The sequence below is a fragment of the Pseudomonas sp. SMV71 genome (assembly GCF_052042015.1).
Taxonomy (GTDB): domain Bacteria; phylum Pseudomonadota; class Gammaproteobacteria; order Pseudomonadales; family Pseudomonadaceae; genus Aquipseudomonas.
The window spans coordinates 148851-171128 of record NZ_JBKGGU010000010.1; the positions used below are offsets into that span (position 1 = coordinate 148851).

Sequence of the window (22278 nt, forward strand, 5' to 3'; positions counted from 1 at the left end):
CCTGCCGCAATGCTTTCTTCTACCCTCGACTGGCACCCTCAGCCGCTGCTTGAACCCCTTCATCTGGACTGGCTCGCCCGAGCCGGTGTCGAGGTGGCGGTGTTGCGCCTGGATCGGATCGATCCACTGATCAGTGGCAACAAGTGGTTCAAACTCGTTCCTTCCCTGCGCGCCGCCGATTTGGCTGGCGCCGAGGGCATCATCAGCCTGGGCGGTGCTTACTCCAACCATCTGCATGCATTGGCGGCCGCCGGCAAGCGCTTCGGATTTCCCACGGTCGGGCTGTTGCGTGGGCAGCCACGAGAAACGCCAACGGTGCGCGACCTGCAAGCGTTCGGCATGCAGCTGCACTGGTTGGGTTACGGCGGTTATCGCGAACGGCATGCGCCAGGGTTCTGGGAGCCTTGGCGCCGGCGCTATCCGTATTTGTATCCGCTGCCCGAGGGTGGGGCAGGATTGTCTGGGGCACAGGGCTGCATGACTTGGCTGGGGCGCGTCCGGGAGCAACTGGCGGCGGTGGGATGGTCCGATTATCACGGTTGGTGGCTGGCCTGTGGCACTGGCACGTCGCTGGCCGGACTGGTGCTGGCCGAAGCGGGGGAACGTCCGGTCCATGGTGTGCTGGCCGTACCCGAAGACCATGGGGTGTCGCAGCAGGTCAAGCACATCATCGAGGAAGCAGGGCTGGCCCATCCGCTTTATGAATTGTTCGATGGCAGCCGGGGCGGGTTCGGGCGGGTCGATGCCGAACTCACCGATTTCATCCAACGCACCGACGCCATCGAGCTGGAGCCGTTGTACACCGGCAAGGCACTGCTGTTGCTCAAGGCGCAGGTCGAGATTGGACGATTTGCCCAGGGCACCCGCTTGATCTTCGTTCACACCGGTGGCCTGCAAGGCCGCCGGGGTTTCGAATAACCCGTCAACCGCGTTTGGGCATCATCCGCAACAGCGTGTTATCGCGCACTACGTAGTGGTGATAGAGCCCGGCCAACGCGTGCAGGCCGATCAGCCAGTAGCCGATGGTGCCGCCCAGCACATGCCAGCCTTCGAGCTGCTTGGCGAATGCCTTGTCCTGTTGGACGAGCAGCGGCAGGTCGAAGCCATAGAACATCACCTGGTGCCCCTCGGCGCTGGTGATCAGCCAGCCCAGCAGCGGCATGGCGATCATGAACAGGTACAGCGCCCAGTGCATCAGCCGCGCCAGGAAGGTTTGCCAGACGGGTGAAGCCGGGAATATCGCCGGTGCCTTGCCCAGACTGCGGGCGAACAGGCGCAGCCAGACCAGCAGGAAAACAGTCAGGCCCAGCATGAAATGCGCCTCCTTGATCAGCGTCCGGCCACCGCTGCCCTTGGGAAAAATCCCTCTGAACTCGATGCAGGCATAAACCACGGCCAGTAACACCAGCATCAGCCAATGCAAGGTCACCGTGACGGTACTGTAGCGGCTTTCCGAGTTTTTCCAGGGCATTGCGGATATCTCCAACAATCAGGGCAGAGCGCCGTCTTGAGCAGCGTTGTGTTTACTTTAAGCCCGTTTCGTTGGGTTTGCTTGTGCCGGATCAGCTTTCTCGACATGAAATTTCCAGCCCGGCATGGGGCGGATCGCGACGCAGGTGGAGGCGACGCGTACCCGTGGCGAGGGAGCTTGCTCCCGCTGGGCGCGAAGCGCCCCGATCGATATGCCGTCCACATCAGGACGTCGCATCCGGCGGATTCAGAAGCCAGTCGAACAACAACCCCGAATCGCCATTGGCAGGCGGTGTCTTCGGCGCCTCACCGGGCAGCCCTGCGCCAGTGTCCAGCGCCCCCGGACACAGCACCGGGCGGTCGGGGTCCCCGTCAAGAAAACTCACCAACACCTCGCTGCCGCCGATCAGGCAAGTCTCGTTTCTCAGCCCCAGGCGCGACACCGGCAACGTAATGCCCTCCTGATCGGGCGCCCACAGACTGACACTGATCTCGCCGCGCTCGTCGGGTTGCACCGGTTGGCCAGCGCGACCAAGTACATGAGCCAGGTGATACCCGGGAATGCAGGGCTTGGGATGTCTGATCGCAGGTCTGAACACCGTGGACCAGGCAATCGCCGTGAACCGGTTGCGGTAGCCGCACGTGGAGAGCGCGGCGGTCGGGTCCGGTTCGAGGATCGAGAATTGTCGCCCGCGATGCTGGACCTCGGTGATCAACCACTGGTCATTGAACGCTGAGACCGGATGCTCGCCGATCTGCGCGATGTGGCCTGCGCGCAACGCCGGGTGGGTGCTGTGACCATGGATCTGCCGTTGCCGGCAGCGCAGCCGCTCCAGGTGACGACGCCCCCTCTGGTGACGGTGCGCCAGGGCCGGGTCGCCGTGGATTGTCGCGTGGTCGAGCCGTTCAAGGGACTGGTTCGCCGCCTCAGTATCGGCTTCGGTCGTCCCGCGATCGCTGAATCCGCCGTGCGGGCCAGCTGTCACCGGGTGGTGGCGCAGATATAAGTGCTTGAGACTCGGCCCCTGGCTCGCATTCGATTGCAGGTTCAGTTCGAGGGGCCGTGCGGGGAAGCTTTTCGGGTCGTCGGCGAAGACCAGGACGTGACCTTGGGCTGCGTGTTCGAAGTGGTAATGGATGCCTTCTTCCTCGCACAACCGGTGCAGGAAAGCCAGGTCGCTTTCCTCGTACTGGATGCAGAAGTCGCGGCGCGGGTAGTGCGCTGCTGCCAGCTCGAAGCGGTAGCTGTCGGCGGGTAACGTGCTGTTTTCCAGCAGCCGTTGCACAATCTGCACGGCGTTGAGTCGATGGAAGACCTTGCGGCGCGGGCCTTGTTCCAGGCGTTGAAGGTAAGGGACCAGCGTCATGCGATAGCCGATTCGATGCGAGGCGTGGGCGCTCAGGCTGACACTGTGGACCACACCGTGGATGCCCGATTCGCCATCCAGGCGCAGGAATGCCGGTTGCTCCAGGAGGCTGTCGGGGCTTATGGGTGGCGCCAGGCCGATGAGTTCCAGATCAAAGCGGTACGGCTGGTTGAGGGCTTCCCGGCCATGGAAGCGCAGCACTTGCAGCTGCAAGTCGCTTTGCGTGAGGGTCAGGCTGAAGGGGCTTTCCGTGTCGTTGCGCATCGCAGCTCCTACTTGCAGGAAGAGAAGCGCAGAGGGTACGAAACCCTGGGGGGCAGCGGTGTCGATAAGGAGCTATTTCAGAAATGCCCTACGACACGTTGTGAAAAAGCCGATTCGGCAAGGTGAATTTTTTGGTCGATCAGCCGGTTTAGGCCGTATAAACTTGCGCCACAGCGCCGGCCGGCAGATGTCTCGGCGCGTCAGACAAGAGAGTGAGTAATGGGCGCACAGTGGAAGGTTAAACACAAAGAAGCGGCGGCCAACGCCAAGGGCAAGATCTTCGGCAAGCTGGTGAAGGAAATCACCATTGCCGCGCGAAATGGCGCGGACACCGCGACCAACGCGCATTTGCGCCTGGTGGTCGAGCAGGCGAAAAAGGCCTCGATGCCCCGTGAGACCCTGGAGCGCGCCATCAAGAAGGGCTCTGGCCAGCTCGGTGAGACCGTGCAGTACCACCGGGTAACCTACGAAGGGTTCGCGCCGCATCAGGTGCCGTTGATCGTTGAATGCGTGACCGACAACATCAACCGCACCGTTGCCGAGATTCGCGTGGCGTTCCGCAAGGGGCAGCTGGGTGCTTCCGGTTCGGTGGCGTGGGATTTCAACCATGTCGGCATGATCGAGGCTTCGCCGGACAGCCCGGACGCCGATCCGGAAATGGCTGCCATCGAGGCCGGCGCCCAGGATTTCGAGCCGGGCGAAGAGGGCGCAACCTTGTTCCTCACCGATCCTGCCGACCTCGATGCCGTGCAGAAGGCCCTGCCGGAACAGGGTTTTACCGTGCTGTCGGCCAAGCTGGGCTACCAGCCGAAAAACCCGGTGAGCGGCCTGACCGACGAGCAGATGGCTGAAGTCGAAGCGTTTCTCGAAGGCCTCGACAATCACGATGACGTGCAGGACATGTTTGTCGGCTTGGCCGGTTAAACACAAAATCCTGTGGCGAGGGAGCTTGCTCCCGCTCGGCGGCGAAGCCGTCGTGTGTCTATAACGCGGTCTCGCTGATAGAGGGTGGTTATGGATTGGGGCTGCTGCGCAGCCCAGCGGGAGCAAGCTCCCTCGCCACGGTCAGTGCTTCAGGTCTTCCAGGCACTGCTCAATCTCATCGAAACCTGGCCGCGCCAGTACGTCTGGCTGACAGCAGCGCGCCTGTAACTCCCACAATGTCCCAAGTTCCCCGGCCGCGGGTTCGATTCTCTCCAGCAACTCTCCCAGCAGGATCCCGAACGCCCGCACTTCGATGCGTCGCAGCGCCCGTGTCTGCAAGGTGTCCATGGTGGCGTGGAACGACGCGGCGCCGAAGTCCCCCAACAAGCAATCGCCTTGATCGTTGAAGAGAATGTTGTGCCCGTACAGATCGCCATGGGTGATGCCCTGGCGATGCAGGTGCGCCGCCACCGAGGCGATGCCGTGGGCGATGCGCAGGGCCACGGGGCCACTCAAGCGCAGCGCGTCGGCGTAGACGTCGCGGGTGCATGACGTCAGGCTCGGCAATCCGGCGAGGTTACGGTAGCTGGGCTCGATCAAGCCCATCACCAGTCCCGCTTGCTCCTCGGGATGCTCGACAACCTGGCCCAGTACCTCGATCAGGTTCGGATGCCGGCCTGCGGTGATGCAGGCGTGCATTTCGTGCAGCGGCGAGCCGTCGCTGGTCATCTGGCCTTTGTACATTTTGACCGCGACGCTGCGTGCAGCCTGGCCTGGTGGTTGCCAGAGCGCTTGGTGAATCACCCCCGAGGCGCCTTCGCCCAGTTGCTGTTGCACGATCAGTTGCCGCCAGTCGATCGGCGTCGTGACGTTCAGCGCGGCGGCTTCGGCCTGGGTCTCCAGAGGATTGCCGGCGTAGGCCAGCCAACTGAGGCTTGGCAGCTCCAGCAACCCTTGCGGCAGCTCGGTCAGCTGATTGGCGGCGACACGCAGCAGTTCCAGACGCTGGCACTGGCCCAGGCTCGCCGGTAATTGCTGCAAACGGTTGCCGGCCAGCATGAGCTTTTGCAGATGCGCACGCTGCCCCAGTTCCTCGGGCAACTGGCGGATGCAGTTGTCCGTCAGGATCAGCCAGCGCAGCGGCGGTGGTAGGGCCGCGCCGGTCACGCGCTCGATGCGATTGGCCTTGAAACCGACCATGGTCAGCGCGGCGCAGCGGCCCAGGCATTCGGGCAATTCAGTGAAGCGGTTATCTGAACAGAACAGCACGCGCAGGCGGGTCAACCGATGCAGGTCATCGGGCAGCGTGTCCAGCTGGTTGCCACTGAGATTGAGAATTTCTAGGGAATCGGCCAGGTCGAAAATTTCCCGGGGGAACTGCGTCAGGCCGCAGGCCAGGTCCAGCCGGGTAATGCCTGAGAGTTGGCCGGCGCGCAGTTGGGCGAGGGTATGCATGAAAGAAGTCGCTGTTGAAGAGGCTGATACAAATCTGAAGCCAACCATAGCACCTGTGGCGAGGGAGCAAGCTCCCTCGCCACAGGTCAGGGGTCAGTTCATTTGCATCGGGCACAAGCCCGAACATATTTGGCATGATACAGGATGTTCGATCCCCCTAGCGCTCGATGCTGCGGTTCCAACGGGCATTCCAGGCCGGGCGCTGTTCGTTGACCTGGTCCCAGTCCACCGCGATGGCGGTCTCCAGGTACTGCTTCATGGCTTCTACCTGGCCACGGGTCTTGTCGGTAGTCGGGGTGTTGGGGTTGGACGGGATCTGGTCGCCCTCTTCCAGGGCGATGGCCTGGGCCTCGGGGGTCAACAGGAAGGCGGCGAGCTTTTGCGCCAGCTCAGGCTGAGTGTTGCGGGCGATGGTGCACTCGGCGACGTTGAGCACCACGGCGCCTTCCTTCGGCTGCGCATATTCCACCGGCATGCCCTTGAGTTTCAGGGCGGTGACCTGGGTCGGCGTCAGTGGGAACAGCGCAGCCTCGTCGGTCTGCAGCATTTCGGAAATCTTCGCCGAGCTTGGAATGTACTCCAGTACGTTGCGCCCGACCGTATTCGGCCACGCCTTGAAGCCCGGCTCGACATTGGTCTCGCTGCCGCCCTGGATCCGGTTGAACATCAGGAACCCGTGCAGGCCGAAGGTCGAGGACGCCATCGACTGGAATACCACTTTGTCCTTGTAGCGCGGATCGGCCAGGTCCATCCAGGAGCTCGGTGCGTTCCAGCCGTTTTCCTTGAACAGCCGGGTGTTGTAGGCAAGCCCTGTCACGCCGAGGCTCACGGCCACGGCCTGATCCTTGATGCGACCTTTGGCCGGAATCTGCGCCAGGGGCGGGCTGTCCTGGAGCTTGTCGCACAGGCCCATGGAGATGGCGCGGTACATGATGCCGTCATCCAGGAACATCACGTGCATTTGCGGGCTGTCTTTACTGGCCTGGACCTTCGCCAGGATGTCGGCGGAGGTGCCGGGCACGATCACTACCTTGACGTTGTTGGCTTTCTCGAAGGCCGGCAAGACCTTGTCGGCGTAGAGCCGCTCCATGGTCCCACCGTTCATGCCCAGGTAAAGCGTCGGCTCGGCCAGCGCCTGGGTGACCGGGAGCAGGGCGCCCAGACAGGCGGAACCCAGCGAGCAGAAACCGAACAATGCACTGCGTTTGACGTTATTCATTGGCGCGACCTTCCTCTATCAAACAACGGAGATGGAGTGAAACCGGGTGATGGAAAACGCATCCAGCGGCGTGGTTGAAGCGCCGCAGCAGATGATCTCGGTGAGCGCCTGGCCCACCGCCGGGCCGATCTGGAAGCCCGCGCCGGCAAAGCCGAACGCGTGCAACAGGCCGGGTTGGGTGCTACTGGGGCCGATCACCGGCTGGCGATCAGGCAGATATCCTTCGGTGCCGCTCCAGGTGCGAATCGCCTGTGCGCCTTGCAGAAACGGATACAGTTCGACCGCTTGGCGCAGGATCTCGATCACTGCGTTTTGTCCCGGTCGGGCGCGTGACCCATCCAGCGCATAGCCTTGGCCGCCTCCCAGTACGCAATTGCCGCGGGCCACCTGGCGCGCATAGATGCCGCCGCCCTCCACGCCGGTGCTGGCGTCCATCACCAACGGCAGGGGTTCGGTGACCAGCATCGCCGGGTGCCCGGCATGCATCGGCACCGCTTCGCCGAACTGCGCGGCAAAATGACTCGCCCAGGCGCCGGCACAGTTCAGCAGCCAGGGCGCGTGAAACCGCTGGCCCGTCTCGGTGCGCACATCGAAGCGCTGGCCGTCATGGGCAACGCCGCTGACGGCGCATTGTTCATGGATCTGCGCCCCGTGCCGACGGGCAGCCTGGGCGAAGGCCGGCGATACCAGGCGCGGGTTGGCGTGGCCGTCATCCGGGCACAGCGAGGCCCCGACGGCGACGGCGCCGACCCATGGGAAACGGGCGCGCAGTTCATCGCGGTCCAATAGCTGCAAATCGAGGCCGAAGCCCTGGCTGCTGCGGGCGTAATCTTGCAGTGCCTGGAAGTCCTCGGCGCTGCGGGCCAGTTTCAAATGACCGCTGCGCTGGTACTCACCGTCGATGCCGATCAACTGCGTCAGCCGGCCCCAGATCTCATGGGCCCGTTGCGACAGCGGCAATTGCGACAGCGGCCGGCCCTGGCGACGTACGCCGCCATAGTTCACGCCGCTTGCGTGCGAGCCGCAGAAATCCCGTTCCAACAGGGCCACCCGGCGTCCGGCCTGGCTCAGGAACAAGGCGGCCGAGGCACCGACGATGCCGCCGCCGATGATCACCACATCCACGTCGATCATGGCTCGACCTCCAGGCCGAATGGCACCGGTTTGATAGGCGCCTGGGCCCGCAGACGGCCAACGCCGCAGATCGGGCGATTGGTTTCCCGGGCGATGATTTCCGCGGCGGCTGCGCCGCACATCCGCCCTTGGCAGCGGCCCATGCCGACCCGGCAATGGGCCTTGACCCGGTTGATTTCCCAATGACCTTCGGCCACCACCTGGCGGATATCGCCGACGCTGACTTCTTCGCAGCGGCAAACCATCAGGTTGTCCGGCGCATCGCCGGCCCAGTCTTCGGGAAAGGCGAATGCGCGCTCCAGGCCCTGGCGGAACTGCCCGATGCGTTCGAGTGCGCTTTCCAGCTGATTGCAACGTTGCGGGTCGGTCAGGTACCCGAGGTCTTCGAGCAAGGCCAGGGCTGCCCGTTCGCCGGCCATTTCGGCGGCGTCGGCGCCCATGATGCCGGCGCCGTCACCGGCCAGGTACACCCCACGCACGCTGCTGCGACCGGCGCAGTCGCGTCGTGGCAGCCAGGCGCGGTTGAGTTCGCTCCAGGAGAATTCGCAACCCAGCAGATCGGCCAGTTGGGTTTCGCTGCGCAAGCCGTGGGCGAAGGCGACGGCGTCGCAATCCAGGGATTGCTCGCCCTTGGCGTTGCGCCATTGCAGTGACTGCACCCGGCGTTCGCCATTGATACGCAACAGGTTCGCGCCTTGATGCACAGCGATGCCATGGGCGGTCAGCCAGGCGCGGTAGTAAAGCCCCTTGGCGAGCGTTGTCGGTTGCCTTAGCAAACCGGGCAGGGCGCGGGCCTGAGCGCTGAAAGGGGAACTGTCGAGGACAGCTACCACGTGCGCGCCGGCCTTGGCGTATTGGTACGCGACCAGGTACAGCAACGGCCCGCTGCCGGCGAACACCACCCGCTCGCCGATGGCGCAGCCCTGGAATTTCAAGGCAATCTGCGCAGCACCGAGGCTGTAGGCCCCAGGCAGGGTCCAACCAGGGACTGGCAGGATCCGGTCGGTGGCGCCGGTGGCGACGATCACGCTGGCATACTCGAGACGGTCGGCGCGGCCTTCATGCAAAGTGTCCAGCAGCCCGGCCTCGGCGTTCCACACCAAGGTATCGGGGCGATAGTCGAGCTGTTCGCGCAGCGTATCGAGGGTCTGATGGATGGCGTTGGCCTTGTGGGCTTCAAAGCCATAGAGCCCGACCGCCGACCGTTTGAAATTGGCCGGCTGGCGCCGATAGATCTGCCCACCGCCGCGCGCGGCTTCATCCAGCAGCACCGGGTACAGACCATGGGCGACCAGCGTCTGCGCCGCACGAATACCGGCCGGGCCGGCGCCGATGATGGCGATCGGTTTCATGGGCACCCCATGGCCAGGGCGTTGGCGTAGGCGGTGTATTTCACGACGCTATCGCGAGCAGGCTCGCTCCCACAGGGGGGCTGTGTTGGACACGAGTTTTGCGAACGCTCTCGGGTCCCTATGGGAGCGAGCTTGCTCGCGACGGGACTTAACGGGATCCCACGGTTCATAGCTGACGCCCCGGCTCACGGTTGATCTGCTGGCCGGCTTCGAGCAGGGTGGAGCAGGCGCGGACGCGGCGGCCGTCGCCCAGGCGGACCCAACAGTCCTGGCAGGCGCCCATCAGGCAGAAACCGGCCCGTGGTTCGGCGCTGAAATCGCTGCCGCGCAAGTGCTCGCTGCTGGTCAGTACGGCTGTCAGCAACGTGTCGCCCAGCAGACCCCGAGCCGGTTGGCCGTCGAGGGTAAAGTCCAGGGCCGGGCGGTCGCCTTCGGCCAGTCGTTTCAGCAGAGCCATGGCGCCCTCATTGTTTACCCACCAGGACCCGATCCAGGCCGTAGACCCGATCGAGCAGAATCATCGTCAGCGCAGTGAGCGCGATGACCAGTGCCGACACCGCCGCCATCATCGGATCGATGGATTCGGTGGCGTAGACATACATGCGTACCGGCAATGTTTGCGTGGCCGGCGAGGTGACGAAAATCGACAGCGTGACTTCATCGAAACTGTTGATGAACGCCAGCAGCCAGCCTCCGGCCACCCCTGGCAGAATCATCGGCAAAGTGATCTGCCGGAACAGCGTGAAGCGCCCGGCCCCCAGCGATTGCGCGGCCTGCTCGGCGCTGCGGTCCAGGCCGATGGCTGAAGCGAGCACCAGGCGCAGCACGTACGGGGTGATCACCAGCACGTGGGCAAAGATCAGCCAGGCAAAGCTGCCGTTGACGCCCATCAAGGCGAACAAGCGCAGCAGCGCCACACCCAATACCAGGTGCGGAATGATGATCGGCGACAGGAACAGCCCATTGAAAAAGTCCCGGCCGGGAAACTCGAGCCGGGTAATCGCAAGGGCTGCCGGGACTGCGATGATTGTCGCCAGCGAGGCGGCGCAGAAGGCCAGGATCAGGCTGTTGTAGAACGCATCGATAAAGTCGGCACGCTCGAACACCGCGCGGAACCAGCGCAGGGAAAACTCCGTGGTCGGCAGGCTCAACGTGTTTTCCGGGGTGAAGGCGACGAGGCAGACCACCACCAGCGGCGCCAGCATGAACACCACCACCAAGGCATGGAACAACAGGGCAAAAGGACCGTTTCTGGACATGACGAATTACCCCAATGACTTCTTGTAGGGGCCTTCGATCATCCGGTTCCACGACAGCATGATCAGCAGGTTGAGCAGCAGCAGTGCGATGGCAATGGCTGCGCCCATGGGCCAGTTGAGTTCCGACAGGTATTGGTCGTAGATCAGCGTCGCGACCATTTTCAAACGGCGTCCGCCGAGCAGGCCGGGGATCGCGAACGAACTGGCGGCGAGGCCGAACACGATCAGGGTGCCCGACAGCACCCCGGGCATGATCTGCGGCAACACGATCTTGCGGATCACCGTGAACTGGCTGGCGCCAAGAGACAGCGCCGCCTGTTCGGCGGCCGGGTCGAGTTTTTGCAACGAGGTCCAGACCGGAATGATCATGAACGGCAACATCACATGAACCAGGGCGATAACCACGGCGAACGGCGTGTACAGCAGCTTCATCGGCGAGCCGCCAAGGGCTTGCAACGTCTGGTTGACCAGGCCGTCGGCGCCGAGCAACAGGCTCCAGCCAAAGGCCCGCACCACCACCGAAATCAACAGCGGCGTCAGGATCAGGACCAGGAAAATAGAGCGCCATGGCGCGCCCATTCGGCTCAGGATGTAGGCCTCGGGCACGCCGATCAGCACGCACAACAACGTGGTCAGGGCGCTGATCCAGAAGGTGCGCAGGAAAATCTCGTAGAAGTACGGGTCACCCAGCAGGCTGGTGTAGTGATCGAGGGTGTACGCGTCGCTGTTGATACCCGAGCCGTAGTCAAAGACGTTGAACGACAGCACCAGTGTCAGGCCCAGGGGAATGATCAACAGACCGAGGTAAAGGGCCAGGGCCGGTGCGGATATCAGGTAGCCTTGCCGGCCACGGCGCATTGCATCGATCCATTTCATGCCGGCACCTCGTCGCAGGCCAGCACCCGGAGCAACGCCGGATCCCAATCGAGGCCCACGGCGGTGCCCTCGGTCATCGGCGCGCTCCCGTCATTGCGGCGCACCACGCACAGTTCGCCCAGGCTGGTGGAGACGCTGTACAACCATTGGCTGCCGAGGAAGAAACGGCTGATGAGGGTGCCCTGCAGGCGGCCCGAACCGGGCGCGCACAGGTCGATTTTTTCCGGACGCAGGCTCAAGGTCAGGTCGCCTTCGCCCTGGCCGCAGGCCTGGACGACCCCGGCACTGTCGCGCTTGCCGTGCAACAGATTGGCCTTGCCGACGAAACCAGAGATGAATTCGGTGCGCGGGTGCTCGTAGAGGGTGTAAGGCGCATCGATCTGGGTGATGCGTCCGGCCTGCATCACCACGACCCGGTCACTGATGGACAGTGCTTCGGATTGATCATGAGTGACCATCAGCGTGGTGATCCCGACCTCTCGCTGGATGCGGCGGATTTCGTATTGCATTTCTTCGCGCAGGTTGGCGTCGAGGTTGGACAGCGGTTCGTCAAGCAGCAGCACCGGCGGCTCGATCACCAGGGCGCGGGCCAGTGCCACCCGCTGGCGCTGGCCGCCGGAAAGCTCGCGTGGATAGCGTTCGGCGTGCCGGTCCAGGCGCACCAGTTGCAGCACCCGATCCACTCGTTGGCGCAAGTCGTCGTTGGCCACCTTGCGCATGCGCAGGCCGAAGGCGACGTTGTCCCGCACGGTCATGTGGGGGAATAGCGCGTAGCTCTGGAACACCACGCCCAGGCCACGGCTGGCAGGCTTGGCGTGAGTGATGTCGCGTCCGTCGAGCAGAATGCGTCCGCTGCTGACTTCGACGAAGCCGGCGATCATTTGCAGGGTAGTGGTCTTGCCGCAACCCGAAGGCCCCAGCAGCGAGACGAATTCGCCTTTTTCCACCGAGAGATTGGTGGCCACCACGGCATCGATATCGCCGTAGCGTTTGCCAAGTTCTTCAAGTCGCACGAAAGCCATGACTGCGCTCCACCTGAGATTGTTATGCGTCGCCGTGCAGGCGCGCTTTTTTGTATGGGCAGATACGAAAGGGTGCTGCGGGGTGCGTTGGCGCTCGACCTGGGGTCGGCTGCCGCTGTTGTTCGAATCGCCCCTGTATGGACGCAGAGTAGGACGAAGACTAGGATGGGCTCAATGCGGTATTTCACTGAGAAACGGATTATTTTCAGTTTTATTCAATGAGTGAATCATTTCTAGAGAAATCAGATCTTGAATTCCACTGAGCGAAATATCGAAAAAGGCGAAGCCGGGGTCGGCGCAGTCTCCAGGTTGTTTGCTGTTTTACGCAGCCTCGGTGACGCCGTTGAGGGCGGGGAGCGGGTGACGCAGTTGGCCCAGCGCATCGGTCTGTCACAGCCGACCACCCATCGCTTGCTGCGCAGCCTGATGGACGAGGGCATGGTCGAGCAGGATGTGCGCAGCAAACGCTATCGGCTGAGCCTGGACTTCTTCGCCCTGGCCGCACGCGCCGGTAATACCGCAAACCTGCGCGAGCTGGTGCGGCCAGCGATGCTGCGGTTGTCGGCGTCGTTGGGGGACTCGTTGTTCCTGCTGGCGCGCAGCGGTTTCGATGCGATCTGCCTGGACCGCAGCGAAGGGCCGTTCCCGATTCGCACGTTCACCGGTGACATTGGCGGCCGTGTGGCGCTGGGCGTGGGGCAGGGCAGCCTGGCGATCCTGGCGTTCCTGCCGCAGGAAGAGCGCGACACGGTGATCCATTACAACTTGCCACGGCTCAAGGATTTCCATCTCTACGACGAAGTCTTCCTGCGCTCGGAGGTGGAGAACGTGCGCACACTGGGCTACGCCGGGCGCAACACCGGCGTGCTGCAAGGCATGGCTGGCGTCGCCGTGCCGATCCTCGACCGTGACGGTCGCGCCGTGGCCGCCCTGAGCGTGGCGACCGTGAGCGACCGCCTGGGGCCTGATCGTTTGCCGACCGTCGTGGAGATGCTCAAGCGTGAAGCGGCCCTGATCGGCCCCCGGATCAACCCGTTCGATCCGGTGTTGCGCAGGCCTTCGCAGGTGTTCGGACAGGGATGAATACCCTCTCAAGAACACCATGAACGCTGTGGGAGCGAGCCTGCTCGCGATGGCGGCATATCAGTACCGCTAATGTTGACTGACCCACCGCTATCGCGAGCAGGCTCGCTCCCACAGGGGATTGCGGTGTTCAGAAATTCAGGGTCTGTCTGAGCTTCTGCGCCGCCGGCATGTCGCTGGGGATGACCACCGCATAGTTGTACCCCGGACCGGACCAGTATTCGGCCTGCAACTCGCCATCGCGACGGCTGCCGCGAGGTAGCAAAAAGTTTCGCGGACCCGGCGGGCGCACGTAGAAACTGATTTTCTGACCGCTCGCGTCTTGATACACCACCATTGCCGCAGCACCTTGTTCGGTGCTGAGCAGTCGTCCGCTGACTGGCTTGAAGCCCGCCGCCGACAGGTCCGGCAAGCGATTGGCCTGGGTGAAATAGCGGTCGAGCCAGTCTTGCATATGCTGTTCGTCGCCGGTCTGGTAGTCGGCTGGGAGAATGCCCTGCTGGGCGAACAACCGGTACGCCTGCATGGCATCCGCCATGGGCGCTGCGGCGCGAAGCAGGGTCATTTCCCGCGCCTGCCAGCCGCTGACCCCGCCCACGCTGAGCGCCATCAGCAGCACCGCGGCGCTGGCAAGGTAGCGTCGGGAGCGGGATTTCAGGCGGCGGCGAATCATCGCCGGATCCAGATCCGGATTGGCCGGTTGCTGCAAGGCTCCGCCCAGCGCCGTGCGCAGCTGTTGCGCGTCCTGTTGCCAACCTCGGACCCGGGCGGCGATTTCGGGATGGGAGGCGAGGTAGCTCTGCATCAGGCGCTGGTCGGTAGGGCTCAGTTGGCGGTCGACGTACGCGTGCAAGTCGCTGTCGCTGGGGGGCATGCTGATCATTTGAGTATTCGCAAGGTAGGTCGGCTGATCTCACCGTCGCTGAGCTGGCGCAGAGCTTGGCGGGCGCGGGACAGGCGTGACATTACGGTGCCGGTCGGTACGTCGAGGATGTTGGCGACTTGCTGGTAGCTCAAGCCTTCCACCGACACCCACAGTAACAGCGCGCGTTGTTCTGTCGTCAGTTGGTCGAAGGCCTGGAGGGACGATTGCGCGATCACACTGCGCTCGGCCGAAGGATGGGCATCGTCGCGACCGGTGAAAAACTCCAGCATCCGCGCATAGCGCCGGGAGTGGCGATGAGCGTCGAGAAACTGCCGGTACAGAATCGAAAACAGCCAGGCGCGCAGGTCACCCTCCGGATGTTTGTCGTTCCATTTGGACAATGCCCGTTCCAGGCAGGTCTGCACCAGGTCGTCGGCGTTGCTGGGGTTGCGCGTCAGCGACACGGCAAAGCGCCGTAGCCTGGGGATGAGCTCGCGCAACTGTTCATCGAGTTCGTTCATGGGTCGTGGCTTCAAGGGCAGTCACTGCGCCGGGACTGGAAAGACGCCCCGCGAACGAGATTATTCCAACGCGGAAAAAATAAATACGCGGCGTGGGAATAAACCTGTCCGGCCTTCGTCTGACAGGTCCTTGCACAGATGGCCTCGGGCCTTGGAGCTGTTCTCATGGTTGATCCCTCATCCTCGCCGCGCCGGCCACCGTTGAGTGGCGCGCAACTGACCCTGCGCCTGGCCGGTATCGCGGTGATTGTCGCGGCGCTGGCCGGGGCGTTTGCCTACGTCAACGGCACACTCGACCCACAGCGTCTGACTCCCGATGCGCTGGTCAACGTGTTGGAAAAAAACAACGGAGTGCATCCGGGCTTCCGGCGCAATCACTCGAAAGGGGTTTGTGTCGCGGGGTATTTCGAGAGTACAGGTGAGGCGAGCGCGTTTTCCAGTGCCCAGGTGTTCACGTCGATGCGCACCCCCGTGGTCGGACGGTTCGCCTTGCCCAGCGGCAACCCCTATGCACCGGACGGCAGTGTGCCGATTCGCAGCCTGGCGCTGCGCTTCACCCAGGCCAACGGCCAGCAATGGCGCACAGGCATGAACAGCATGCCGGTGTTTCCGGTGGGCACGCCCGAAGCGTTCTACCAATTCCAACAGGCCCAGTTGCCGGATCCGGCTACCGGCAAACCCAACCCCACGGCTGTACCGGCGTTCTTTGCCGCGCACCCGGAAGCCATGCCGTTTTTGCAGTGGATCAAGACCGCCAGACCGTCGGCCAGCTATGCCACCGAAACCTATAACGGCATCAACGCGTTCTATCTGGTCAACCCGGCAGGGCAACGCCAGGCCGTGCGCTGGGGGGTGGTACCGCTGAGCCAGGACTCGGCGGATGCGGTGCCGGCCCAGGGTGCCGATTTCCTGGAGCAGGACCTGGTGAAGCGTCTTGCCAGCGGCCCCTTGCGTTGGCAGTTGAACATCACCCTGGCCAATCCGGGAGACCCGGTGAACGATGCCAGCAAGAGCTGGCCCGCTGACCGCAAGGTGCTCAATGCCGGTACGTTGGTGCTGGAGCGTACCCAGTCCCAGGACAACGGCGAATGCCGCGATATCAACTACGACCCGTTGATCCTGCCCAATGGGATCGAAGGTTCCGACGACCCGTTGTTGGCGGCGCGTTCCGCTGCCTACGCCAGTTCCTACCTGCGACGTACCAGCGAAGTGAGCCAACTGCCCGCCACCCTGGAGTCCCGCCCATGAGCGCCCCTCGTCACTTCGCACCGCTGGCGCGGCTGCTGCACTGGTTGATGGCCCTGATGATCATCGCCATGCTGTTTATTGGCGCAGGCATGGTCGCTTCGGTGTCCGAGCGCCATGAATGGCTGCTGCAATTACACAAGCCTTTGGGCATCGCGATTCTGTTGCTGGTGATCGTGCGGCTGATCGTGCGCTTCACCACCCGGCAGCCACCGTTGCCGGCCGATCTGCCGGGCTGGCAAATGCTGGCGGCCAAGGCCTCGCATGTTCTGTTGTACGCGCTGATGCTGGTCCTGCCGCTGCTGGGCTGGGGGATGATTTCCGCAGCGGGGGATCCGGTGATGCTCAGCCAGTCGTTGCAACTGCCGTCGATCCTGCCAGCAGACGCGCAGACATTTGCGTTGTTGCGCAAGGCTCACAGATACCTGGCTTATCTATTGTTCCTGACGGTGCTGGTACACCTGGCGGCAGCGTTGTTCCATGCCTGGGTGCGGCGCGATGAAGTGCTGGATAGCATGTTGCGTGGGCGAGGGTGATGCACATCCGTGGCGAGGGACCTTGCTCCCGCTGGACTGCGTAGCAGTCCTGTTTTTCAAGAGGAGCTTTCGCCCCAACGGGAGCAAGCTCCCTCGCCACGGGGACTGTGTCGCTTTTCAGCGCAGTTCGTCGACCATATCCGCAATCGTACTCAACACGTCCTTGCCCAACTGCATCGAGCGTTTGCCGGACCAGCCAGTGAGCGGGTTCGGGTGATCGTCGTGGTCCTTGAACGGCATTTCCAGGGTCAGGGACAGGCAGTCGTATTTCTGCCCGACCGCGTTGCAGGCCAGGGTCATGTTGGCCTGGCCCGGCTCATCGCGGGTATAGCCGTGGGTGGTCTGGAAGTCTTTGGTCTGGTGCTTGAGATGGCTGCGAAACTGCTCTTCGAGTTTTGCGATGCGCGGCGTGTAGCCCGGATTGCCTTCGCAGCCGGCGGTGAAGACATGGGGGATCGTCTCATCGCCATGAGCATCGAGGAACAGGTCGACGCCATACTTTTCCATCTGCTGCTGGACGAACAGGACTTCAGGGCTGACCTCCTGACTGGCGCTCTGCCAGGCCCGGTTCAGATCCTGGCCCATGGCATTGGTGCGCAGGTGGCCGTGGAAGGCGCCGTCCGGGTTCATGTTCGGCACCAGGTACAGATCGGCTTTGGCGAGCAGGCGATTGAGTTGCGCATCGTCATGATGTTGAAGGCGCTCGATCACGCCCTCCATGAACCATTCAGCCATATGCTCACCCGGGTGTTGCTGGGCGATGATCCAGATTTTGCGCTGGCCTTCAGCACCGCTGCCCTTGCGCAGCAGTTGAATGTCACGACCTTCCACGCTTTTGCCCACGGCCAACAGTTCGGTGCCGGCCTTGTGCAGTGCCTGCTCGATCAGCCAGTCGTGACGGCCACGGCTGTAGGGTTCGAAATAGGCGAACCAGGCGTGGGATTGTTCGGCCTCCAGATGGAGGCGCAGGGCATCGCCTTCGAATTGCGTCGGGATTCGGAACCAGTTGACGTGGTCGTACGATGCAACCGCCTGGTAACCGCTCCACCCCTTGCTATAAGACGACTGGCTGGCATTGAGCAGGCGAAAGGAATATTCCTGACCGACATGCAGGCCGCTGGCCTTGAAGTGGAACCACTGGAAATGGGCGCTGCGGGTATCGGGCCGAATCCTGAGTAACGACTGCAACGGGTTGCTGACGTCGACCACCTCAATGTTGCCGCTGTCGAAATTGGCGCTGATGTCAAAGGAAGATTTAGCCACGGTCACAATTCCTTGTAAGGATTTTTATGGCCGTTACTTTACACGCAAGAGGCAGGGCGTCGGACGATTTACGTCAAAGAAAGGGGGGGGCATCCTCCCTGGACGCTGAGCCAGCTTAGAGATTCGGCAATTGATTCTCAAGTGCGGGTTGTCGATGCTGCCTGGCCGATGCGAGCGGTGCCGGACTTTTGTAAATGGATATTCATTTGCTATCATCGCCGCCATCGAATCAGCAACATCAAAGACTTCATTAGCCTGAAGCCATAAGCCGAAAATCGGCAAAAAAAAGACCCGGCAAAAAGCCGGGTCAAAAACCGTGATTAGCCTGATGAGGAGATATTCCAGAAGTCCGACCTAAGGCTTTCTGGTCTATCGACTGATCTCGCGACCAGCTGATGCAATAATAATCATTATCATTTGCAAGTCAAATGATTTTATCGCGTCGATTGGAATCTTTTTTCTGGTCGTCCACCTTCGTGACGACCTTCCCAAGGGTTACACCTGGCGAGTAGGGTAGCCATCCAGGGATCGGTCAAGCATCACCTTGACCAGATCGATCATATGCACCACCGAGAAGGCGAGGTCGCGGCTCGAGCCATCCAGCCGATTGGCCGACTCATGAGCGGTGGCAGCTGCACATCGCAGTAAGTCGCAGGCGTGAACCAAGGCTTCCTCGGCACCAATGTTGCGATTCACGTCAAAGAATCGATGTTCCGTCTTTTCCTCCGAAACAGCTGGTTTCAAGTAATAGTCAAGGGCGCGCTGGGCTGCAGGACAATCCTGAAGCGGAGGAAATGTGCCGTTGAATGGGCTGTTGGGCAGGTCTTTATTGGATGTGTCCATGGTGTCGGGAATCTCCGTGTAGAGGGCTGAACTCCTGAATCCAGAATAGTACCTGTCGTAATTGTGACGATAATTTAAATACTACAAGTTGTGTTTTGAGGGTCGGAGGCGCCCACGTATCGTGCCGCACATGGATAAATGGATAGAGTTGGTCAAGGCCAAAATGAAGGAGCTGCACATCACGCAGGTGGTGCTTGCAGAACGGTTGGGAATGTCCCAGGGCGGCGTCGGCCATTGGTTGACCAAACGCCGGGAGCCCAGTGTCAAAGACATGAATCGAGTCCTGAAGGAGCTAGGACTGGAATTTCTTGAAGTAGCAACGGTGATTCGTGAGCCGGACACTTCCACCGAAGAGGGCATGGCCCTGGCGCACAAGTACAACCCGTACTTCCGCTATCCGGTCAGTGAATGGCATGAACTGAACAACATCCGCGAAGGCGACCCAGGTGCCTACAGCCCTTCACGCTATGAACTGACGGATTACCATGCCCGGGGAGACGCGTTCTGGCTGGTAGTGGTGGGTGATGCGATGACGGCGCCGAGCGGGTTGAGCATCCCCGAGGGAATGTCGATCCTTGTAGACCCGGCCGTCGAGGCGGTGCCCGGCAAACTGGTCGTCGCGTACTTGCCCGGCAGCAGCGACGCGACCTTTCGTAAGCTGATCGAGGAGAGCGGGCAGCGTTACCTGGTCCCGCTCAATCCGACTTACCCGAAAAACCTCTACACCGAACAATGCCGCATCATCGGCGTGGTGGTGCAGGCGACGATCAGGTTCTGACCGGATCGGCTCCTGGAACGGGCCGATTCCTACTCCTCGAACGCCACCAGGGCGCTGCCCTCACTGACCATTTCACCTTCCTGGCAGTACAGCGCCTTGATCACCCCGGCCTTGGACGCACGGATGCTGTGCTCCATTTTCATCGCCTCCAGAACCACCAATTGCGCCCCGGCCTCCACGGTCTGGCCGATGCTCACCAGAACCCGGACGATGCTGCCGTTCATGGGCGCGGTCAGGCCTCCTTGGTGACCGTGACTGGCTTCTGCAGCGGCCAGCGGATCGAACAGATCGATTCGGTGCAGGTCATCCGCCCATTGCAGATACAGGCTATCGCCTTGGCGGATCGCCTGATGATAGCGGCGCAGCCCATTGTGCTCGACCACCAGTTGCTCGCCTTTCAGTTCAGCGCAACCGGCCGTCATGTCCAGGGTAATCGCCCGGTCCTGACCTTCGCAGCTCAGGTGCAGGGTGATTTCGTTCGCCAATCCCAGGCGCAGCCCGGCGGTATCGGCCCAGGGTGAGTACACGTCATCAGGTCGTACGCGGGGCGTGAGACTCAAGGCGAAACCTTGAGCGGCGGCATACCAGAATCCGTCGTCCAGCTCCCCCTGCTCCGGCAGTAATTGCGCCTGGTGACGTGGGATAAATCCGGTATCCAGCTCCGCCGCTGCGAAAGCAGGATGAGCGACGATGCGCCGCAGAAAACCGATATTGGTCCTGAGCCCACCGATGGCGAACTCATCGAGCATGCCGAGCAAGCGCAATCGCGCCTGCTCACGGTTTTCTCCCCAGGCAATCAACTTGCCGAGCATCGGGTCGTAGAACGGCGAGATCTCATCGCCTTCTTCAACCCCGCTGTCGACCCGGCGTCCCGGTCCTTGGGACGATTCGCGGTACAGCGCCAGGCGCCCGGTAGCCGGCAGGAAATCGTTGGCCGGGTCTTCGGCATACAGGCGTACTTCGATCGCATGACCCCGCAACGGCACTTGCTCCTGGGTGATAGGCAACGGCTCGCCCTGGGCGACGCGGATCTGCCAGGCCACCAGGTCCAATCCGGTGATCGCTTCGGTGACCGGGTGCTCGACCTGCAACCGGGTGTTCATCTCCATGAAGAAAAACTCACCCCGCGAGTCCAGCAGGAACTCCACCGTGCCTGCCCCGACATAGCCGATGGCCTGGGCTGCGCGTACTGCTGCTTCCCCCATCGCCCTGCGCAACTGTGGGGGCAGACCGGGGGCAGGGGCCTCCTCTACCACTTTCTGATGGCGGCGCTGGATCGAGCAATCGCGCTCGTTGAGATACAGGCAGTTGCCGTGACGATCAGCGAAGACCTGGATTTCCACGTGGCGCGGCTTGAGCAGGTATTTTTCCACCAGCATCCGCGAATCGCCGAACGACGATTGCGCTTCACGTTGTGCCGAGGCCAGGGCTTCGGCCAGTTGGCTGACTTCCTCGACGACCTTCATGCCCTTGCCGCCACCGCCGGCGGTGGCCTTGAGCAACACCGGATAGCCAATGCGCTCGGCCGCCTCGCGGAAGGTTTCAAGGTCCTGGGCTTCGCCGTGATAGCCCGGCACCAAGGGCACGCCGGCAGTTTCCATCAGGGCCTTGGCCGCGGATTTGCTGCCCATCGCATCAATGGCCGAGGCCGGCGGGCCTAGGAAGATCAAACCGGCGTTTTCAATCGCCCGGGCGAACCCGGCGTTCTCGGACAAGAAGCCGTAGCCAGGATGGATCGCTTGGGCGCCACTGGCCTGGGCGGCGGCGATCACCTTGTCGATCTGCAGGTAGCTGTCCGTCGCCTTGCTGCCGCCCAGATCAACGCTGATGTCGGCTTCACGGCTGTGGCGGGCATTGCGGTCGGTGGCACTGTGCACCGCCACGGTGGTCAGGCCCATGGCCTTGGCGGTGCGCATCACGCGGCAGGCGATTTCGCCGCGGTTGGCGACCAGCAAAGTGGTGATGGCAGGGGCGCTCATTGACGCGGCTCCTTGTTGTTCGGCTCGGCTTGCCAGCTCGGCGTACGTTTTTGCAGGAATGCCCGCAGACCTTCCTGACCCTCGGGGCTGACGCGGATGCGGGCGATGGCGTTTTCGGTGTAGCGTCGCAGCGCCGGGGTGAGGGCGCCGTTGCCGACTTCACGCAGCAGTTCCTTGCTGGCGCGCATGGCCGCCGGGCTGTTGAGCAACAGGTTGGCGATCCATTGCTCGGCCTGATCATCCAGCGTCTCGGCCGGGTAACTTTCCGACAATAAACCGATCTCTTTCGCACGTTGGCCACCGAAGCGTTCAGCGGTCAAGGCGTAACGTCGCGCTGCCCGCTCGCCGATCGCCTGCACCACGAACGGACTGATCACCGCCGGTGCCAGGCCAATGCGTACTTCCGACAGGCAGAACTGTGCTTCATCGGCACCGATGGCCATGTCACAGGCGCTGATCAGCCCCAGCGCACCGCCGAACGCCGCGCCCTGGACGACTGCCAGCGTGGGAATCTTCAGTTTGGCGAGGTTGTACATCAGTTCCGCCAGCTCACGGGCGTCGTCGAGGTTGGTGTGGTAGTCGAGCTCGGCCGATTGCTGCATCCAGGCCAGGTCGGCACCGGCGCTGAAATGTTTGCCTCGGCCGCGGATCAGCAGGAAGCGCAGGCTCGGATCGCTGCTGATCTGGTCCAGGGCCAGGATCAGCTCGCGGATCATCTCGGCGTTGAAGGCATTGTTCTTCGACTCGCGGCTCAGCCACAGGGTGGCGACGCCACGGGAATCGGTGAGCAGTTCCAGGGTGTTGAAATTTTCCATGGGCATTC

The 22278-nt window shown here is 62.5% G+C and carries 22 protein-coding genes; 6 read left to right on the forward strand and 16 right to left on the reverse strand.

Going from position 1 to position 22278, the window contains the following annotated elements; genetic code table 11:
- Positions 1-9 precede the first annotated feature (9 nt).
- Positions 10-918 (forward strand): 1-aminocyclopropane-1-carboxylate deaminase/D-cysteine desulfhydrase, encoded by a 909-nt coding sequence (locus ACLEJQ_RS12670; RefSeq protein ID WP_440795399.1) that lies wholly within the window; start codon positions 10-12, stop codon positions 916-918.
- A 4-nt stretch (positions 919-922) separates the two neighbouring features.
- Here the strand turns inward: ACLEJQ_RS12670 and ACLEJQ_RS12675 are convergent, their stop codons facing one another.
- Both ACLEJQ_RS12675 and ACLEJQ_RS12680 read right to left on the reverse strand, forming a co-directional pair.
- On the reverse strand, positions 923-1471 hold the full coding sequence (locus ACLEJQ_RS12675; RefSeq protein WP_440795401.1) for a cytochrome b: 549 nt from the start codon (positions 1469-1471) through the stop codon (positions 923-925).
- A 223-nt stretch (positions 1472-1694) separates the two neighbouring features.
- The gene (locus ACLEJQ_RS12680; RefSeq protein ID WP_440795403.1) at positions 1695-3101 is read right to left on the reverse strand and encodes a type VI secretion system Vgr family protein; all 1407 of its coding nucleotides are present in this window, start codon (positions 3099-3101) and stop codon (positions 1695-1697) included.
- 219 nt (positions 3102-3320) lie between these two features.
- Here ACLEJQ_RS12680 and ACLEJQ_RS12685 point away from each other — a divergent pair, with 219 nt between their 5' ends.
- The gene (locus ACLEJQ_RS12685; RefSeq protein ID WP_440795405.1) at positions 3321-4025 is read left to right on the forward strand and encodes a YebC/PmpR family DNA-binding transcriptional regulator; all 705 of its coding nucleotides are present in this window, start codon (positions 3321-3323) and stop codon (positions 4023-4025) included.
- Positions 4026-4166: 141 nt separating this feature from the next.
- On the opposite strand, the gene ACLEJQ_RS12690 is transcribed toward ACLEJQ_RS12685, so the two are convergent.
- The 8 genes from ACLEJQ_RS12690 to ACLEJQ_RS12725 all read right to left on the reverse strand — a co-directional run bounded on the left by ACLEJQ_RS12690 (position 4167) and on the right by ACLEJQ_RS12725 (position 12342).
- The gene (locus tag ACLEJQ_RS12690) at positions 4167-5480 is read right to left on the reverse strand and encodes a leucine-rich repeat-containing protein kinase family protein (protein ID WP_440795407.1); all 1314 of its coding nucleotides are present in this window, start codon (positions 5478-5480) and stop codon (positions 4167-4169) included.
- Positions 5481-5637: 157 nt separating this feature from the next.
- Positions 5638-6699 carry an ABC transporter substrate-binding protein gene (locus ACLEJQ_RS12695; protein ID WP_440795409.1) on the reverse strand — a complete coding sequence of 354 codons (1062 nt, stop codon included), beginning with the start codon at positions 6697-6699 and terminating at the stop codon, positions 5638-5640.
- Between the two features lie 18 nt (positions 6700-6717).
- A complete protein-coding gene (locus ACLEJQ_RS12700; protein ID WP_440795411.1) occupies positions 6718-7833 on the reverse strand; it encodes an NAD(P)/FAD-dependent oxidoreductase in 1116 nt (371 codons plus the stop codon).
- Complete coding sequence (locus ACLEJQ_RS12705) at positions 7830-9185, reverse strand: FAD-dependent oxidoreductase (protein WP_440795413.1); 1356 nt, start codon at positions 9183-9185, stop codon at positions 7830-7832. Before ACLEJQ_RS12705 ends, ACLEJQ_RS12700 begins: the two co-directional genes overlap by 4 nt.
- A 166-nt stretch (positions 9186-9351) precedes the next feature.
- Entirely contained in the window at positions 9352-9642 is a 291-nt protein-coding gene (locus ACLEJQ_RS12710; protein ID WP_440795415.1) for a (2Fe-2S)-binding protein, read from the reverse strand.
- Positions 9643-9649: 7 nt separating this feature from the next.
- Positions 9650-10444, reverse strand: coding sequence for an ABC transporter permease (locus ACLEJQ_RS12715; RefSeq protein ID WP_440795417.1), 795 nt, complete (start codon positions 10442-10444; stop codon positions 9650-9652).
- A 6-nt stretch (positions 10445-10450) separates the two neighbouring features.
- Positions 10451-11320 carry an ABC transporter permease gene (locus tag ACLEJQ_RS12720; RefSeq protein ID WP_440795419.1) on the reverse strand — a complete coding sequence of 290 codons (870 nt, stop codon included), beginning with the start codon at positions 11318-11320 and terminating at the stop codon, positions 10451-10453.
- A complete protein-coding gene (locus ACLEJQ_RS12725; RefSeq protein WP_440795420.1) occupies positions 11317-12342 on the reverse strand; it encodes an ABC transporter ATP-binding protein in 1026 nt (341 codons plus the stop codon). The genes ACLEJQ_RS12720 and ACLEJQ_RS12725 overlap by 4 nt, the downstream gene beginning before the upstream one ends.
- A gap of 246 nt (positions 12343-12588) precedes the next feature.
- Here ACLEJQ_RS12725 and ACLEJQ_RS12730 point away from each other — a divergent pair, with 246 nt between their 5' ends.
- Positions 12589-13425 carry an IclR family transcriptional regulator gene (locus ACLEJQ_RS12730; RefSeq protein WP_440795540.1) on the forward strand — a complete coding sequence of 279 codons (837 nt, stop codon included), beginning with the start codon at positions 12589-12591 and terminating at the stop codon, positions 13423-13425.
- Positions 13426-13555: 130 nt separating this feature from the next.
- On the opposite strand, the gene ACLEJQ_RS12735 is transcribed toward ACLEJQ_RS12730, so the two are convergent.
- Together ACLEJQ_RS12735 and ACLEJQ_RS12740 are read right to left on the reverse strand one after the other, a co-directional pair.
- Positions 13556-14308, reverse strand: a complete 753-nt coding sequence (locus ACLEJQ_RS12735) for an anti-sigma factor family protein (RefSeq protein ID WP_440795422.1) — start codon at positions 14306-14308, stop codon at positions 13556-13558.
- Positions 14305-14811, reverse strand: coding sequence for a sigma-70 family RNA polymerase sigma factor (locus ACLEJQ_RS12740; RefSeq protein WP_440795424.1), 507 nt, complete (start codon positions 14809-14811; stop codon positions 14305-14307). The genes ACLEJQ_RS12735 and ACLEJQ_RS12740 overlap by 4 nt, the downstream gene beginning before the upstream one ends.
- 165 nt (positions 14812-14976) lie before the next feature.
- Between ACLEJQ_RS12740 and ACLEJQ_RS12745 the strand changes: the two genes are divergently transcribed.
- A complete protein-coding gene (locus tag ACLEJQ_RS12745) occupies positions 14977-16059 on the forward strand; it encodes a catalase family peroxidase (protein WP_440795426.1) in 1083 nt (360 codons plus the stop codon).
- Positions 16056-16592, forward strand: a complete 537-nt coding sequence (locus tag ACLEJQ_RS12750) for a cytochrome b (RefSeq protein ID WP_440795428.1) — start codon at positions 16056-16058, stop codon at positions 16590-16592. Before ACLEJQ_RS12745 ends, ACLEJQ_RS12750 begins: the two co-directional genes overlap by 4 nt.
- A gap of 117 nt (positions 16593-16709) precedes the next feature.
- Here ACLEJQ_RS12750 and ACLEJQ_RS12755 read toward each other — a convergent pair whose 3' ends face one another.
- Both ACLEJQ_RS12755 and ACLEJQ_RS12760 read right to left on the reverse strand, forming a co-directional pair.
- On the reverse strand, positions 16710-17861 hold the full coding sequence (locus tag ACLEJQ_RS12755) for a M14 family metallopeptidase (RefSeq protein ID WP_440795430.1): 1152 nt from the start codon (positions 17859-17861) through the stop codon (positions 16710-16712).
- A 489-nt stretch (positions 17862-18350) separates the two neighbouring features.
- On the reverse strand, positions 18351-18698 hold the full coding sequence (locus tag ACLEJQ_RS12760) for a DUF6124 family protein (RefSeq protein WP_440795432.1): 348 nt from the start codon (positions 18696-18698) through the stop codon (positions 18351-18353).
- Between the two features lie 130 nt (positions 18699-18828).
- Between ACLEJQ_RS12760 and ACLEJQ_RS12765 the strand changes: the two genes are divergently transcribed.
- The gene (locus ACLEJQ_RS12765; RefSeq protein WP_440795434.1) at positions 18829-19476 is read left to right on the forward strand and encodes a LexA family protein; all 648 of its coding nucleotides are present in this window, start codon (positions 18829-18831) and stop codon (positions 19474-19476) included.
- Between the two features lie 29 nt (positions 19477-19505).
- Here ACLEJQ_RS12765 and ACLEJQ_RS12770 read toward each other — a convergent pair whose 3' ends face one another.
- A complete protein-coding gene (locus ACLEJQ_RS12770; protein ID WP_440795435.1) occupies positions 19506-21455 on the reverse strand; it encodes an acetyl/propionyl/methylcrotonyl-CoA carboxylase subunit alpha in 1950 nt (649 codons plus the stop codon).
- Positions 21452-22270 carry a gamma-carboxygeranoyl-CoA hydratase gene (locus ACLEJQ_RS12775; protein ID WP_440795437.1) on the reverse strand — a complete coding sequence of 273 codons (819 nt, stop codon included), beginning with the start codon at positions 22268-22270 and terminating at the stop codon, positions 21452-21454. The genes ACLEJQ_RS12770 and ACLEJQ_RS12775 overlap by 4 nt, the downstream gene beginning before the upstream one ends.
- Positions 22271-22278 lie beyond the last annotated feature (8 nt).

What these genes read in the sequence shown, in the direction of transcription:
- ACLEJQ_RS12670 (WP_440795399.1), top strand. Translation starts at nt 10, where the DNA reads ATGCTTTCTTCTACCCTCGACTGGCACCCTCAGCCGCTGCTTGAACCC.
- ACLEJQ_RS12675 (WP_440795401.1), bottom strand. Translation starts at nt 1,471, where the DNA reads ATGCCCTGGAAAAACTCGGAAAGCCGCTACAGTACCGTCACGGTGACC.
- ACLEJQ_RS12680 (WP_440795403.1), bottom strand. Translation starts at nt 3,101, where the DNA reads ATGCGCAACGACACGGAAAGCCCCTTCAGCCTGACCCTCACGCAAAGC.
- ACLEJQ_RS12685 (WP_440795405.1), top strand. Translation starts at nt 3,321, where the DNA reads ATGGGCGCACAGTGGAAGGTTAAACACAAAGAAGCGGCGGCCAACGCC.
- ACLEJQ_RS12690 (WP_440795407.1), bottom strand. Translation starts at nt 5,480, where the DNA reads ATGCATACCCTCGCCCAACTGCGCGCCGGCCAACTCTCAGGCATTACC.
- ACLEJQ_RS12695 (WP_440795409.1), bottom strand. Translation starts at nt 6,699, where the DNA reads ATGAATAACGTCAAACGCAGTGCATTGTTCGGTTTCTGCTCGCTGGGT.
- ACLEJQ_RS12700 (WP_440795411.1), bottom strand. Translation starts at nt 7,833, where the DNA reads ATGATCGACGTGGATGTGGTGATCATCGGCGGCGGCATCGTCGGTGCC.
- ACLEJQ_RS12705 (WP_440795413.1), bottom strand. Translation starts at nt 9,185, where the DNA reads ATGAAACCGATCGCCATCATCGGCGCCGGCCCGGCCGGTATTCGTGCG.
- ACLEJQ_RS12710 (WP_440795415.1), bottom strand. Translation starts at nt 9,642, where the DNA reads ATGGCTCTGCTGAAACGACTGGCCGAAGGCGACCGCCCGGCCCTGGAC.
- ACLEJQ_RS12715 (WP_440795417.1), bottom strand. Translation starts at nt 10,444, where the DNA reads ATGTCCAGAAACGGTCCTTTTGCCCTGTTGTTCCATGCCTTGGTGGTG.
- ACLEJQ_RS12720 (WP_440795419.1), bottom strand. Translation starts at nt 11,320, where the DNA reads ATGAAATGGATCGATGCAATGCGCCGTGGCCGGCAAGGCTACCTGATA.
- ACLEJQ_RS12725 (WP_440795420.1), bottom strand. Translation starts at nt 12,342, where the DNA reads ATGGCTTTCGTGCGACTTGAAGAACTTGGCAAACGCTACGGCGATATC.
- ACLEJQ_RS12735 (WP_440795422.1), bottom strand. Translation starts at nt 14,308, where the DNA reads ATGATCAGCATGCCCCCCAGCGACAGCGACTTGCACGCGTACGTCGAC.
- ACLEJQ_RS12740 (WP_440795424.1), bottom strand. Translation starts at nt 14,811, where the DNA reads ATGAACGAACTCGATGAACAGTTGCGCGAGCTCATCCCCAGGCTACGG.
- ACLEJQ_RS12745 (WP_440795426.1), top strand. Translation starts at nt 14,977, where the DNA reads ATGGTTGATCCCTCATCCTCGCCGCGCCGGCCACCGTTGAGTGGCGCG.
- ACLEJQ_RS12750 (WP_440795428.1), top strand. Translation starts at nt 16,056, where the DNA reads ATGAGCGCCCCTCGTCACTTCGCACCGCTGGCGCGGCTGCTGCACTGG.
- ACLEJQ_RS12760 (WP_440795432.1), bottom strand. Translation starts at nt 18,698, where the DNA reads ATGGACACATCCAATAAAGACCTGCCCAACAGCCCATTCAACGGCACA.
- ACLEJQ_RS12765 (WP_440795434.1), top strand. Translation starts at nt 18,829, where the DNA reads ATGGATAAATGGATAGAGTTGGTCAAGGCCAAAATGAAGGAGCTGCAC.
- ACLEJQ_RS12770 (WP_440795435.1), bottom strand. Translation starts at nt 21,455, where the DNA reads ATGAGCGCCCCTGCCATCACCACTTTGCTGGTCGCCAACCGCGGCGAA.
- ACLEJQ_RS12775 (WP_440795437.1), bottom strand. Translation starts at nt 22,270, where the DNA reads ATGGAAAATTTCAACACCCTGGAACTGCTCACCGATTCCCGTGGCGTC.